Annotated in this window: 16 protein-coding genes; 10 read left to right on the forward strand and 6 right to left on the reverse strand. The window is 41.9% G+C overall.

Annotation, left to right across the window (positions count from 1 at the left end):
* Together lsrG and AC5JQI_RS01495 are read left to right on the forward strand one after the other, a co-directional pair.
* Positions 1-300 carry a (4S)-4-hydroxy-5-phosphonooxypentane-2,3-dione isomerase gene (lsrG, locus tag AC5JQI_RS01490; RefSeq protein WP_237387553.1) on the forward strand — a complete coding sequence of 100 codons (300 nt, stop codon included), beginning with the start codon at positions 1-3 and terminating at the stop codon, positions 298-300.
* Between the two features lie 258 nt (positions 301-558).
* Entirely contained in the window at positions 559-1,299 is a 741-nt protein-coding gene (locus AC5JQI_RS01495; protein ID WP_493913479.1) for a class I SAM-dependent DNA methyltransferase, read from the forward strand.
* Positions 1,300-1,443: 144 nt separating this feature from the next.
* Here the strand turns inward: AC5JQI_RS01495 and mobB are convergent, their stop codons facing one another.
* Positions 1,444-1,968 (reverse strand): molybdopterin-guanine dinucleotide biosynthesis protein MobB, encoded by a 525-nt coding sequence (gene mobB, locus AC5JQI_RS01500; protein WP_493913480.1) that lies wholly within the window; start codon positions 1,966-1,968, stop codon positions 1,444-1,446.
* On the reverse strand, positions 1,965-2,567 hold the full coding sequence (gene mobA / locus AC5JQI_RS01505) for a molybdenum cofactor guanylyltransferase MobA (protein ID WP_493913481.1): 603 nt from the start codon (positions 2,565-2,567) through the stop codon (positions 1,965-1,967). The genes mobB and mobA overlap by 4 nt, the downstream gene beginning before the upstream one ends.
* A gap of 174 nt (positions 2,568-2,741) precedes the next feature.
* Here mobA and AC5JQI_RS01510 point away from each other — a divergent pair, with 174 nt between their 5' ends.
* The 5 genes from AC5JQI_RS01510 (at position 2,742) to spfP (ending at position 8,359) form a co-directional block, all read left to right on the forward strand.
* On the forward strand, positions 2,742-3,011 hold the full coding sequence (locus AC5JQI_RS01510; RefSeq protein ID WP_493913482.1) for a YihD family protein: 270 nt from the start codon (positions 2,742-2,744) through the stop codon (positions 3,009-3,011).
* Between the two features lie 48 nt (positions 3,012-3,059).
* Entirely contained in the window at positions 3,060-4,055 is a 996-nt protein-coding gene (locus AC5JQI_RS01515; protein ID WP_493914584.1) for a serine/threonine protein kinase, read from the forward strand.
* Between the two features lie 16 nt (positions 4,056-4,071).
* Positions 4,072-4,692 (forward strand): thiol:disulfide interchange protein DsbA, encoded by a 621-nt coding sequence (gene dsbA / locus AC5JQI_RS01520; protein WP_237387558.1) that lies wholly within the window; start codon positions 4,072-4,074, stop codon positions 4,690-4,692.
* 440 nt (positions 4,693-5,132) lie between these two features.
* A complete protein-coding gene (polA, locus tag AC5JQI_RS01525; RefSeq protein WP_493913483.1) occupies positions 5,133-7,925 on the forward strand; it encodes a DNA polymerase I in 2,793 nt (930 codons plus the stop codon).
* A 386-nt stretch (positions 7,926-8,311) separates the two neighbouring features.
* Positions 8,312-8,359, forward strand: a complete 48-nt coding sequence (gene spfP, locus AC5JQI_RS01530; protein WP_438361642.1) for a small protein SpfP — start codon at positions 8,312-8,314, stop codon at positions 8,357-8,359.
* A 144-nt stretch (positions 8,360-8,503) separates the two neighbouring features.
* Here spfP and yihA read toward each other — a convergent pair whose 3' ends face one another.
* Complete coding sequence (gene yihA, locus AC5JQI_RS01535; RefSeq protein ID WP_493913484.1) at positions 8,504-9,133, reverse strand: ribosome biogenesis GTP-binding protein YihA/YsxC; 630 nt, start codon at positions 9,131-9,133, stop codon at positions 8,504-8,506.
* A 587-nt stretch (positions 9,134-9,720) separates the two neighbouring features.
* On the opposite strand from yihA, the gene ppiA reads away from it, so the two are divergent.
* From ppiA to AC5JQI_RS01550, 3 genes are all read left to right on the forward strand, one after another.
* Positions 9,721-10,287, forward strand: a complete 567-nt coding sequence (gene ppiA, locus AC5JQI_RS01540; protein ID WP_493913485.1) for a peptidylprolyl isomerase A — start codon at positions 9,721-9,723, stop codon at positions 10,285-10,287.
* A 434-nt stretch (positions 10,288-10,721) separates the two neighbouring features.
* Positions 10,722-11,297 carry an aminodeoxychorismate synthase component II gene (locus tag AC5JQI_RS01545; RefSeq protein WP_092553477.1) on the forward strand — a complete coding sequence of 192 codons (576 nt, stop codon included), beginning with the start codon at positions 10,722-10,724 and terminating at the stop codon, positions 11,295-11,297.
* A gap of 121 nt (positions 11,298-11,418) precedes the next feature.
* Complete coding sequence (locus AC5JQI_RS01550; RefSeq protein ID WP_493913486.1) at positions 11,419-11,763, forward strand: aminotransferase class III-fold pyridoxal phosphate-dependent enzyme; 345 nt, start codon at positions 11,419-11,421, stop codon at positions 11,761-11,763.
* A gap of 107 nt (positions 11,764-11,870) precedes the next feature.
* On the opposite strand, the gene crp is transcribed toward AC5JQI_RS01550, so the two are convergent.
* The 3 genes from crp to AC5JQI_RS01565 all read right to left on the reverse strand — a co-directional run bounded on the left by crp (position 11,871) and on the right by AC5JQI_RS01565 (position 14,182).
* Positions 11,871-12,503, reverse strand: coding sequence for a cAMP-activated global transcriptional regulator CRP (crp, locus tag AC5JQI_RS01555; protein ID WP_004240730.1), 633 nt, complete (start codon positions 12,501-12,503; stop codon positions 11,871-11,873).
* 514 nt (positions 12,504-13,017) lie between these two features.
* Positions 13,018-13,887: a phosphoribulokinase gene (locus AC5JQI_RS01560; RefSeq protein ID WP_493913487.1), complete on the reverse strand. Its 870-nt coding sequence runs from the start codon at positions 13,885-13,887 to the stop codon at positions 13,018-13,020.
* A 76-nt stretch (positions 13,888-13,963) separates the two neighbouring features.
* A complete protein-coding gene (locus AC5JQI_RS01565; RefSeq protein WP_323855014.1) occupies positions 13,964-14,182 on the reverse strand; it encodes a YheU family protein in 219 nt (72 codons plus the stop codon).
* Positions 14,183-14,381: the final 199 nt, after the last annotated feature.

Below are 14,381 nucleotides of genomic sequence, written 5' to 3' on the forward strand. Positions count from 1 at the left end.
ATGCACGTCACGCTAGTGGAAATTAATGTTAACGCTGACAAGGTAGACGAGTTTATCGAAGTATTTCGGGATAATCACCTCGGTTCTATTAAAGAGCCGGGCAATTTACGCTTTGATGTCCTGCGTGATGAGAATATTCCTACTCGTTTCTATATTTATGAAGCCTATATTGACGAAGCGGCAGTCGCGGCACATAAGAAAACGCCTCATTATCTGCGTTGTATCGAAAAACTGGAATCGTTGATGACTGAACCACGGAAAAAGACTGCTTTTGTTGGTTTGATGCCAGAAGGGAAGTAAGAACGAGAATATATTAAGGTGAATAACAGAAAATAGGGTGAGTAATAGAAAAGATTTCTCAGGTTATTCTCTCGTGTAATCATCTTGTATTTTTTCAGTGCTTAGACAGCCCGCAATTCATATGTGGGCTGTTTCCCCAAAAGTACCATTGATTGACTGTGCCCTCTAAAAATAATTTCTGTCACTATTGATGCCACAGAGATCATGGAACATGGAAAGTAGGGGAAATATAACAACCATTAATTAGAGGGCATAATCATGGTAAAAAAAGAGGTAGATTATAATTCTATTGGCGAAAGTTATGAACAGTTCATCCAACGCACTCCTCAACGTGCATTAGAGGTTCGCACCGTATTAGGTATGGTGGATGATGTGCGTGGAAAATCGATTTTGGACTTGGCTTGTGGGTACGGTTACTTTGGTCGAGAATTGCGAAAACGAGGAGCTTCAAAAGTTGTTGGCGTGGATATTTCGGAAAAAATGATAGAACTGGCCAGAGCAAAGTCAGAACAATATGGTGATGACCTAGAGTTTCACGTACAAAATGTTTGTGATATGAAATCATTTGGTAAGTTTGATATCGTCGTTGCTGTCTGGTTATTCAACTATGCTGAATCACCCGAAGAGCTTGAGACCATGTTTCAGGTTATTGCTGACCATCTTAAACCTTCTGGTAAATTAATAAGTTACACGCTTTCACCTGAATTTCAATTAAAAATGGGTAACTTTGATGCTTATGGCATAAATATTCTGAGTGAAGAATCATGGAAAGGTGGTAACCGTTATCAAACTAAGTTTCTTAGTATGCCACCGAGTGATGTCACATTTTATCGATGGAATCGTGAACATTACGAGCGTGCTATTGAGAAGGCAGGATTCAAAAAATTTGAATGGCACAAAGCAACTCTTCTAGAGAGTGATATTGAACGCTATCCTGATGGCTTTTGGCATATTTTCCAACAAAACCGCCTTAATATCGGCCTTGCCTGCTCTTACTGACGATTTTGTTGCCACTCTAAAACCAATTTTCCTACAGAAATGGATTCTTTGCTTTCATGGATGTTTCAATCTTTAATTTACGGAAATAAGGTTGCAGATTGAAATTGGGAAAAACGCCCTTAACGTTACCATCAGGGCGTTTATTTATTGGCATAACCACTCGGCGATAAATGTTGTCACTTTATCCGGCTGATTAATATCAAGCTGCGGTAGTGATGTTGCCAGTGTGATATCACTGGCAATTGCGATTACATAGGGATCGAGAATTTCATCAATGGTATGGTTTAGCCCGTCTCGGCAAAGCGCGATTTTCGGGATTGGTTCTTGTTTGAATCCTTCAACCAGTATCAAATCCAACGAATCTGCGTCGAATCGGCTGGCAAGGTAGTACAGATCCAATTGTGGTAAGTCTGGGGTTTCTGTCATCAATGCCCAGCGTTGCTGGCTGGCGACTAAGGTCTGGTTTGCACCTGCCTTGCGCAGCTCATAACTGTCTTTACCCGGTTGATCAACATCCATATTGTGATGAGTATGTTTAATCAGTCCAACCCGTATATTCTGCTGACGCAACAATGGAATCATCTGTTTTAACAGCGTTGTTTTTCCGGTTCCGCTATAAGCGGTGATACCCAGTATGGGCAGCATTGTGTTATTGCTGTTGCGGATCATGCTGACTCCCGGAAGAATTTCCAATGCTGATTTTCCCAGTCATGGCATTCTTCTGGTGTATTTAAATTAGTGAAAGCACTGGGATTAGGAAAATAGACCGTTTTTGCCTTAATCATCTGCATAAAAAACATCAGTTTTCTGTCCCCCAGAGCGAGGTAGCTTTCCAATCGGGGGATTAAACTGCGGTGCATTAACGCTAAGGTAGGGTGGGCGCGCTGGCAGTCGTGTGCATAAGCGGCCCAGGCATGTTGTTTGTAGTGCCACAGTTTTGTAACAAGGTTTTCAGGAAAACCGGGGACATCACAGGGAACAAAGACCACCCATTCATGGATGGCTTTCTTCAATACCGCCAGCATACCTGCCAGCGGCCCAGAAAAATCGGTAATGATATCCGGTATGATGGGATAACCACTTTGTTGATAAATCCCAAGATTGAGATTGGCATTGATCAATAGCTCGTTCACCTGTGGCTGCAATTTTGTGGCAATGTGTTGGTATAATGGTGCGCCATCGAATTGCAACAATCCTTTGTCATTCCCTCCCATGCGGGTGGATAGCCCTCCAGCTAGAATTGCGCCACTGATTTTTGGATGCGTCATGTTAAATTACCTGATATTGGGCAATGAAAGGTTAGGATATATATAGCCATTGTGAATCAATATCTAACGATGCTGCTTTGAGGTGGAGTATAACTTTACGCTGATTGACAGACCAATTCTTTCTCAGAAGCATTAACCCTGCTAATTTGTATAGTTATTTATAAGGAATTAGAAATGAGATGTCATCGCCTCAATGAAATTATCGAACTTTTGCACCCAGTATGGAAGAATGAGCCGGATTTAAATTTGATCGAACTTTTGCAAAAACTGGCTGGTGAAGCGGGTTTTACAGGGTCATTGACTGAACTTACAGATGATATTCTGATTTATCACTTGAAAATGCGCGGTACGGACAATCATGCTGAAATTCCGGGGTTAAAAAAAGATTATGAAGAAGATTTTAAGACTGCCCTGTTACGTGCCAGAGGCATTATTAAAGATTGATAAAGAGAGAATTGTGTTGTGACAAATTGTGTTGTGACAAATAGTGTTGTGACGGAAGCGAAAGCTTTTAATTTCCAGAATATTACGCCAGATTTAATCATGGATGCGTTGGTGCAGTCTGGCCTGTATATCGATTCCGGTTTGACTGAACTGAATAGTTACGAGAATCGTGTTTATCAGTTCATGGATGAAGATCGTAAGCGCTATGTCGTGAAATTCTATCGCCCCTTGCGTTGGAGTCAGCAGCAGATCCAAGAGGAGCATGATTTTACGCATGAATTACAGCAGGCAGACTTGCCCGTTGCGGCACCGCTGGTGTTTGATGGGCAAACGGTACTGAATTATGGCGGATTCCTTTTTGCCATTTTCCCAAGCGTCGGGGGACGTCAGTACGAATCAGACAATTTTGATCAATTGGAAGATGTTGGAAAATTACTGGGCAGAATGCATCAAATTGGCTGCAAAAAAACATTTTCTCACCGTCCGACGCTTAATATTGACGAATATTTGTATCAATCGCATCAATGTTTGTCTGAATGTGAACTAATTCCTGCTAGATATAAGAAAGGTTTTTTGGCCGCACTGGATGAATTGAACAAAGTGGTAGCTGAGCAATGGTGCGGGCATGGGAACTGGCAATCCCTGCGGCTGCACGGTGATTGCCATGCTGGTAATATTTTGTGGCGTGATGAAGCATGGTTTGTCGATCTTGATGATGCCCGCAATGGCCCCGCCGTGCAGGATTTGTGGATGTTACTTAATGGTTCACGGCAGGAACGTTTGGTTCAACTGGATATCCTGCTTGAATCATATGGTCAGTTTATGGACTTTGATCCAAAAACATTAGCGTTGGTCGAACCTCTGCGTGCGATGCGAATGGTCTATTATTTGGCTTGGGTCGCTCGTCGTTGGCAAGATCCTGCTTTCCCTAAAGCATTTCCGTGGATGGCTGACAGCGATTTTTGGTTTAAACAAATAAGTCTTTTTTCTGAACAAGTTAGGCTGTTACAGGAACCACCTTTACAACTCAATCCTATATATTAATTTTCTGGAGACCATTATGAAAAAGTTTTGGCTAGTATTGGTAGGAGCGTTGATGGCATTTAATGCGTTCGCCACTGGATTTTCTGAAGGAAAGCAGTATGTTGAATTAGAAAAGCCGGTTGCGAATCAGCCGCAGGTTTTAGATTTTTTCTCTTTTTATTGTCCCCATTGTTATCAGTTTGAAAATGTTTACCACGTTATTTCTACTGTTGAGAAAAATCTGCCGGCAGGGGTCACTCATGAGCGTTATCATGTTGATTTTCTAGGACCGTTGGGACAAGCTCTGACGGATGCCTGGGCTGTTGCCATCGTTATGAAAATTGAAGATAAAGTCACTCCAATTTTGTTTGATGGTATTCAGAAAAGCCACACTATCAATACTAAGGATGATATTCGTAATGCCTTTATCAAAGCGGGTGTCTCTGGTGAAGATTACGATGCCGCATTGAATAGCTTTATTGTACAATCTGTAGCAGCCAAAGAACGTCAGGCAGCCAAGGATTTGGGATTACGTAGTGTTCCGTCTGTTTTTGTTAATGGAAAATATCAGATTAATAATGGTGGAATTGAGGCTACCGCTCTGGATTATGCCCGAAAATACTCCGATGTTGTGAACTATCTGGTAACCAAAAAATAAGTCACATGATTATACTCATGCCATGGTTGTAATGCAAACGATGGCTGTAATGAAATAAGAACATTAAGTATTAATATAAAATAACATAGGTATTGGGCCAGCCATGATAAAGCTGGCACAATACTTGCTGAAAAGCCCCTTTCATAACATAAACTCCGGTAATATCCACAAGTCAGTGATTTTTAAGTAGTTGCAAGATTTCTTTAATATTCTCTGTAATTCATTGATTTTTACCTTCTGTTACGCACACTTTACAGTGATAAACATAAATCTGTTTTATATGCCATTTTTTTGTGCACAAAGTTATCCACAGAACATTGTTCAGGGTATTTGTCATAAAATGCACGTTATCACGAGAAAATTATCGCAAAATTCGTCTATAACGGCACAGTATGGCATTCTATTCTTTATTTATCCCACAGAATGACGAAGAAAATTTTATGGCACAGATAGCAGACAATCCCCTGATTTTGGTTGACGGTTCTTCATACCTTTACCGTGCATACCATGCGTTTCCTCCACTGACAAACAGTGCGGGAGAACCAACGGGCGCCATGTATGGCGTGCTGAACATGCTGCGCAGTTTAATCATGCAGTATAAACCGAGCCATGTGGCGGTCGTGTTTGATGCCAAGGGCAAAACGTTCCGTGATGAGCTATTTGCTGAATATAAATCTCATCGCCCTCCTATGCCGGATGATTTGCGTGCTCAGATCGAGCCGTTGCATAAAATGGTCAAAGCCATGGGACTGCCAATTTTGGTTGTACCGGGTGTCGAAGCTGATGATGTTATTGGCACATTGGCATTGCAGGCTGACCAAGAAGGCCGCTCTGTTCTGATAAGCACCGGCGATAAAGATATGGCTCAGTTGGTGACACCGAACATTACCCTGATTAATACTATGACCAATACTATTCTGGGGCCGGAAGAGGTCACGGAAAAATATGGTGTTCCTCCTGAACTGATTATCGATTTTCTTGCCCTGATGGGAGACTCTTCCGATAACATCCCGGGCGTTCCAGGCGTTGGTGAGAAAACCGCGTTGGGGCTATTGCAGGGTATTGGCGGTCTGGATGACATTTATTCCAGACTTGATGAGATTGCCACACTGAGCTTCCGTGGTGCTAAAACACTGGGCGGAAAAATGGAACTGCATAAAGAGGTGGCCTACCTCTCTTATCAATTGGCGACAATTAAAACTGACGTTGAATTGGATAGGGTTTGTATCGATCTTGCTGTTGTGCCACCAGATGTGGATGAATTGCTGGCTCTGTTCAATCATTATGAATTTAAGCGCTGGATAAATGACGTGCAGAATGGCAATTGGCTGGAAGGTAAAGGTCAGAAACCTGCCTCTGGCAGTACTAAATCAGACTCGATAGCGGCAGCGTCAACCTCCGTCAAAATTTCACCGGAAAGCTATCAAACCATCCTTGAGCGCCAATCTCTTGATGAGTGGATTGAGAAATTGAAACAGTCCCCGGCATTCTCTTTTGATACCGAAACTGATGGCCTTGATACCCTGACAGCCAATTTGGTGGGAATGTCCTTTGCCATTGTGGCGGGAGAATCAGAAATTGAAGCGGCTTATTTGCCATTGGGACATGATTATCTGGATGCACCACAGCAACTGGATCTGCATGAGGTTCTTGCAGCATTAAAACCACTGCTGGAAGATGCCAACCTGCCCAAAATTGGTCAGAACCTGAAATTTGATCGTGGCGTTCTGGCGCGTTATGACGTTGCTCTGGATGGTATTGTTTTTGATACCATGCTGGAGTCATATGTACTGAATAGCGTGGGAGGGCGACATGATATGGATAGTCTGGCAGAACGCTATCTGGGCTATAAAACCACGACATTTGAAGAAATTGCGGGCAAAGGCAAGAAACAGCTTACTTTCAATCAAATTCCGTTGGAGGAAGCCTCAAAATACGCAGCGGAAGATGCAGATGTGACTTTGCGACTGCATCTGGCAATGTATCCTCAGTTAGAGAGCGCTGAGACACTGAAAAAAGTGTTCCAAGGAATTGAAATGCCGTTGGTACAGGTGCTTTCCCGTATAGAAAGAACAGGTGTATTGATCAATTCCCAAACGTTGGCAGAACATTCACGGGAAATTACTGCGCGTTTAGATGAGCTGGAAAAATCCGCTTATGTGTTGGCGGATGAAGAGTTCAATCTGGCTTCGCCAAAGCAGCTGCAAGTCATTCTGTTTGAGAAAATGAACTTGCCTGTACTGAAAAAGACCCCAAATGGCGCGCCATCGACAAACGAAGAAGTGCTGGAAGAGCTGGCTGAACATCATGAGTTACCACGGGTTATTTTGGAGCATCGTGGTCTGGCCAAACTGAAATCTACCTATACCGATAAGCTGCCCCAGATGGTTAACCCGCTGACAAACCGCGTTCATACTTCCTATCATCAGGCTGTGACCGCAACCGGGCGCCTTTCTTCTCGTGATCCGAACCTACAAAACATTCCTGTCCGTAATGATGAGGGAAGACGTATTCGTCAGGCATTTATTGCGCCTGAAGGTTACCGCATTATGGCAGCAGATTATTCGCAGATAGAATTGCGTATTATGGCGCATTTATCACAGGACAAAGGATTGCTGGAGGCGTTCGCACAGGGCAAAGATATCCATCGGGCGACTGCCGCAGAAGTGTTCGGTGTGCCACTGGAACAAGTCACCAGTGAACAGCGCCGTAGTGCGAAAGCGATTAATTTTGGCTTGATTTATGGAATGAGTTCTTTTGGTTTATCCCGCCAGTTAGGTATTCCGCGTGGTGAATCACAACGCTACATGGATCTCTATTTTGAGCGCTATCCAGGGGTGCTGGCTTACATGGAGCGTACACGTCAACAAGCAGCTGAGCATGGGTTTGTTGAAACGTTGGAAGGTCGTCGGTTGTACTTGCCGGACATCAAATCACGTAATGCCATGCGTCGTAAGGCTTCAGAACGTGAAGCCATCAATGCACCAATGCAGGGCACGGCTGCGGACATCATCAAGTTGGCAATGATTACGGTAGATGATTGGATAGTCAGCGAAAAACCCGGTGTACGTATGATCATGCAGGTTCACGATGAATTGGTGTTTGAAGTACATGAATCTGAGTTGGAGATGGCAGAGCAGAAAATCAGAGAATTGATGGAAAAAAGTATGCAGCTTGATGTGCCATTAAAAGTTGATGTTGGGATTGGTGATGACTGGGATCAGGCACACTGATGAATCAATAAGGCAGATATTTTGCCAATCAAAAATCTGCTGAAGAAATCAAAGAACCGAATTTTTGCGGTTCTTTTTTTAGGCTTTTATCTTTGTGCAGAAATATTTTTTTATTGAATGATTTTTATGGAATCACAGTTTATTTAATCGACGAAGATTACCCCTATTACGCAGCGAAGAGGCTTGTAACAACAATTTCAGTTAGGTTTTATATTAGATCTGGATCTCACAAATATGTAATTAAACTACATTAAAGATAGTGTAAAACCTAATTTGATTAAAGAACAATGGCTGAATCGAGGCATTTGATGAAAATTAATTACAAAAAAATCTTTTTTTGATTGAAAGAATAGGGTAAAGTTGTCTGCGTAGGGTACAGAGGTAAGATGTTCTATCTTTCAGACCTTTTACTTCACGTAATCGGATTTAGCTGAATATTAGCTGCCCCAGTCATCTCTTTTGACTGGGGCGTTTTTTTATGTCCGATTTATACTCGTCATGTTTCAATTTGCAGCTAGCAAAGCAGCAAATTGAAATCGATTGGATTGAGTAGATGGGATGCGGTGAACGCAGGCGGATTACTCCACCTCAGTTTCAATGGCAGTCTGGTTGAACCAAATATCCAGCTTCTGTTCGAGTTTATCAACGCCGATTTTTTTCAGGGAAGAAAAGTATTCGATCTGAACATCGCCATCCAGATCCGCCAATGTCTGACGGACTTTCGCCAACTGGCTCTTACGGGCACCGGATGCCAGTTTGTCGGCTTTAGTCAGCAATATCATGACAGGGATTTGCATCACAACAGCCCATTCAATCATCTGCATATCCAGATCTTTCAGCGGATGACGAATATCCATCAAAACCACCAAACCCAGCAGGCATTCGCGTTTCTGGAGATATTCTCCCAAGGCTTTTTGCCACTTGCGCTTCATTTCTTCTGGCACTTCAGCGTAACCATAGCCCGGCAGATCCACCAGACGAATCCCTTCTTCTACTTCGAATAGGTTAATTAACTGAGTTCGGCCAGGAGTTTTACTAGTACGTGCAAGACTCTTTTGGCGGGTCAGTGCATTCAGGGCACTGGATTTACCCGCATTTGACCTACCGGCAAACGCGACCTCAATGCCCGTATCTTGAGGCAGGTGGCGAATGTCAGGTGCACTCGTGACAAAGTGGGTCATTTGATAGTTGTAGTGTTTGATGGTCAAAATGGTTATCTCCCAGAGGAATACGCAAAAAATAGCGCGGTGATTATACCGAGAGCGGCGGCTTGTGGACAGGCATAACTTAATGTCGATATTGTTGTCGCATTTTTCTGTAACAAGAGCCAATCGATCACTTGAATATCATGACTTAGGTTGTTTAATTAACTCTTCTCTATAATATTTTATTTTTCTCGGAATAACATACGATATCAACGAAATTCGCCACCGGGTAACGGGATGATTAGTCCTTTTTGATGTTACGGGAAACGGGTTGAATATTGATATTCGGAAACACCTCATACCATCCTATATTCAAATTTTTAATTAGCATCACTATATTGCCGAATCTTTATCCTCTGATAAATTATGTTCTTTGGTGCGGAAAGGGCATTAATATGGAGTTTATTCCCAAAATAGCTCTTCCAAAAATATGCGAATATAAAAATTACATAGATAGATTTTCTTCTAATCACCTAAAAATACTCGTAAATGTAGGTAAATATTTGGAACTTATCCCTATAGGGAATTACACTTAATGAGTTTTGTTGTTATGAGTTTTATTGTTGACCTCAAAAATAAAGGAACCATCAATGTTTAAACGTATTTTTGTGTCGCTTATGGCTGCATGTGCTATCGGTGTGATAGCTACTCCAGTATTGGCAGCTGAAACTCACGTGAAGCTGATGACATCAGCCGGAGAAATTGAACTTGAGTTGGATAGTAATAAAGCACCAATTACCACCAAGAATTTCGTTGAGTATGTCAATGAAGGGTTTTATAACAACACTATTTTTCATCGTGTGATTCCTGGCTTTATGATTCAGGGCGGCGGTTTTACAAAAGATATGAAGCAAAAAGCCACTAGGGAGCCAATCAAGAATGAGGCGGATAATGGCTTACGTAATCTTCGTGGCACAATCGCGATGGCGCGTACCGCAGATAAAGACAGTGCAACCAGCCAGTTTTTTATTAACGTTACCGATAATGCTTTCCTTGACCATGGTCAGCGTGATTTTGGTTATGCAGTCTTTGGCAAAGTGGTAAAAGGCATGGATGTGGTTGATAAAATTTCTCAGGTCAAGACAGAAAATGTTGGTCCTTATCAAAATGTACCAGCAAAGCCTATCGTGATCTTGTCAGCCAAGATCGAGCCTTAATCTGATATAAGCCTTCATCTTTCAAGTTGCTGTTTTGTAGGCTGCTCTCACTCACCCCAGTCACATAGCCGTCTATGTTTCTGGGGATTAATGAGAGGTTCCTGCCTCTCACCAAGGGACAGTCTTTGGCTGGACAAATTCGTTCCCGACGAACTTGTCGGTTCCTTTGCTGTCGCGCTGTCTCTTGAAATCCATTGGTTATAAGCCATAAGTAGATACTCGGATAATCGCCCTTAATTGTTTGGGTTGCACTTTCTTCTCTGAGTTTCCCTTCTCTGTCGCTACTATTCTAACAGTGCTTCTGTGGTATGATGAGTACTTCGTTGCCGTTAATAGTGTTTACCTGATTTTATTTTACCGTGATACATAATGCATAATACCCTAATGTGGGTAGGGTAACTTATAAAACTATAAAATCAGTAGGATATACTCCTATGTTATTAATAATAGATAATTACGACTCTTTTACATTCAATTTATATCAGTATTTTTGTGAGTTAGGGACAGAGGTTTTAGTTAAACGCAATGATGAGTTGCAGCTTGAAGATATCGAAAAGCTGGCACCCACGCATTTAGTGATTTCACCTGGGCCTTGTACGCCAAATGAAGCAGGGATCTCGCTGGAAGCGATTTCGCATTTTGCCGGAAAGTTACCTATTCTCGGTGTGTGTTTGGGGCATCAGGCGATAGGGCAAGCTTTTGGTGCGAGCATAGTCAAAGCCCGTGAAGTGATGCATGGAAAAACCAGTTTGCTTCATCATTGTCAGCAGGGGGTATTCAAGGGATTGGATCATCCATTGACCGTCACTCGTTATCACTCTTTGGTTATTGCTGCGGAAACCCTTCCGGCATCATTTGAAGTAACGGCATGGAGCCAACGCAATGGTGATGTGGATGAAATCATGGGGATACGCCACCGTACTTTGCCACTGGAAGGGGTGCAATTTCACCCAGAAAGTATTCTTAGTGAGCAAGGACATGAGTTGTTGAATAATTTTCTTAAATATTAATCTGGTAACACCAAACCCCTCACTCCACTGTTTTTTTATTTGCTATAATGTGGTTTTTTATTCATATTTAATGACTATTATTTCACTTAGATGTGGCAAACATAAAAACAAGGTGAGGGAAATGGTAGGAAATCCTCTGGCTTGTTCTGTTGGTTGTGCCGCTCTGGATATTATCAATACGCCAGAAGTATTGGCCGGAGTGGAAGAACGTCATGATATGATCATTTGCGCATTGGAGAATCTGAACCAAAAATATGGCATTTTTCAGAAAATTCGTGGAAAAGGGCTGCTTATCGGCGCTGTATTGAAAAAAGAGTATCAGAGTAAATCCAGAAATATATTGCAGAAAGCGGTTGAACAGGGGTTGATGTTATTGAGTGCAGGAGACGGTATTCTGCGTTTTACGCCGTCATTGGTGATTCCTGAGGATGATATAGCAGAAAAGGCATGGCACGGCTGGATATAGCGATAGCGCGGTGGTTAGATAAATAAGCTGGCAGCCAGATAAAGCAATAACAGAACAAAGAAGCCAGTGGGAATCTCGTAGATTACACTGGCCCGGTTTTTCAGGAACTAACGGGTCCCATAAACGACAATAGTTTTACCATGTGCAGAGATCAGGTTTTGATCTTCCAGCATTTTCAGAATGCGGCCAACTGTTTCACGTGAACAACCTACAATTTGTCCAATCTCCTGACGTGTGATTTTAATCTGCATACCATCAGGGTGAGTCATCGCATCAGGCTGCTTAGCCAGATTGAGTAATGTTTGGGCGATACGGCCTGTAACGTCCAGAAAGGCTAAGTTACCCACTTTTTCGGAAGTTGTTTGCAGGCGACTTGCCATCTGAGCAGATAAACGCATTAGAATGTCAGGATTAACCTGAATTAACTGACGGAATTTCTTGTAAGAAATTTCAGCCACTTCACAGGCGCTTTTAGCGCGCACCCATGCTGTACGTTCTTGCCCCTCTTCAAACAATCCAAGTTCACCAATGAAGTCTCCCTGATTTAAATAAGAGAGAATCATCTCTTTACCTTCTTCATCTTTTATTAGAACAGCAACTGAACCTTTAACAATGTAGTAAAGCGTTTCTGCTTTCTCGCCTTGATGAATAAGCGTGCTCTTGGATGGATATTTGTGAATATGGCAGTGTGACAAAAACCATTCAAGAGTAGGGTCTGTTTGTGGCTTGCCGAGAACCATTCGCTTTATCCTCTGTTGTTATTTCTGCCTTTATGAAGTGAGAAACAGGCCGTTTCTCTTAAGGCTAGTTTTATAAAGTCAATAGATTAACATATTAACTTGCTGAAAAACTGACAAACGAGAATTTTATATGGATTATAAAAATTTCAATATACAAGTGTATTGATCTTAACCCATATACCTTGCCAGTCTCGCATGTAGACTTGTTTGTAACACAGGAAAACGTTTCTGTCTTCTCTTGTATCGCTTCAGCATATTAAACTGGTTATCAGATTACCAGAAATTGGTCTAGAGACGTGGTCTTATTGATTTTATATTTATAATAACGAAAGATAATGCTGAATACTGTCCTTTTAGTGAAGTATTTCACGTTGTTTTTGCATGTATTAGCTTCTTCATGGTTATGATTTTTATCAGGCTGATTTATAGCCACATAAATCACTTATTTATTTTAATAAAACAGGCGGCATTATTTTTTGTTACCTGTTTTATTAAAAATAAAATGAAGCCTAGATCATGAGATCTTTTTACCTTCCAGTAATTGTTTGACGAGCGGTGCCATAATTAACTCCATAGCCAACCCCATTTTTCCACCCGGCACGACGATAGTATTTATACTGGAAATAAATGAACCCTGAAGCATTGCCAGTAAATAGGGAAAATCAATTTGGGTTAGACCTCGAAAACGAATCACGATAAAACTTTCGTCTAACGAAGGAATGGCCTTGGCAGAAAAAGGATTAGAGGTATCAACAGTGGGAACGCGCTGGAAGTTGATGTGTGTGCGTGAAAATTGAGGAGTGATATAGCGAATATAATCGTCCATTGAGCGAACAACAGAATCCATGACAGCTTCTTGAGAGTGTCCACGCTCGCTGGTATCACGGATCAGTTTTTGTATCCATTCCAGATTGACTATAGGTACAACACCAATCAGAAAGTCAACATAGCTGGCAACATTATGTTGTGGCGTGACAACACCGCCGTGCAGCCCTTCGTAAAACAGAATGTCGGTGTTTGACGGCAATGGTTCCCATGGTGTGAAAGTGCCTGGTACTTGGTTATAAGGAACAGCTTCATCATAGGTATGGAGGTATTTGCGGCAGCGACCACTGCCTGTTTCCCCGTAATCATAAAACGTCTTTTCCAGCATGCTGAAATCATTGGCTTCTGGCCCAAAGTAACTGATATGCCTGCCCTGCTCTTTCGCTTTTCGGATCTCAGCATCCATTTCTGGGCGAGTATAACGATGAAAACTATCTCCTTCAATGAGTGCAGCAGTTACATCAAGTTGTTGGAAAATCTTACGAAAAGCTACACTGGTAGTTGTCGTTCCTGCTCCACTGGAGCCAGTGATTGCAATAACAGGATACTTGGCAGACATGAACAGACTCCTTATCAATAAAAATTGGGATTATCTTTTTAATCAGTCTCTTATGATGAATAAAATGGGCCAAACCTTATGGGCGGAACATCTCTTTAGGCATGATATTGACAGTTTCATGTAATTCAGACCATACCAGCAGAACCTCACCTCGTTCAAGCTGACGTTTGACATCCTGTACTTTTTGTTCAAGTGTTTTTTCTTGATCACCGTAATCTGTGCCTTCACGTAAGACAAAACTTTCAATTAAGTTGAGTAGAGTATCGGTTTCAAGTTGTTGCCACGGTATCATCATTGTAATTGCTCCTGATGATGTTTTGATTGTTCTGAAATTAAGTGTTTTTCGGATAATTGTTTTAAATGAGATAGCCTTAAATAAGGCGCCAGCCAGTGTGGTTTATGGGGACAAAAATTCTCACTCATAATGAATTGATTTCATGATTAGTTATCTTGTGTGTGGAATAACATACTGCTATTTTTCTTGAAAGGAAATG

Source organism: Xenorhabdus sp. XBWT (genome assembly GCF_059072735.1).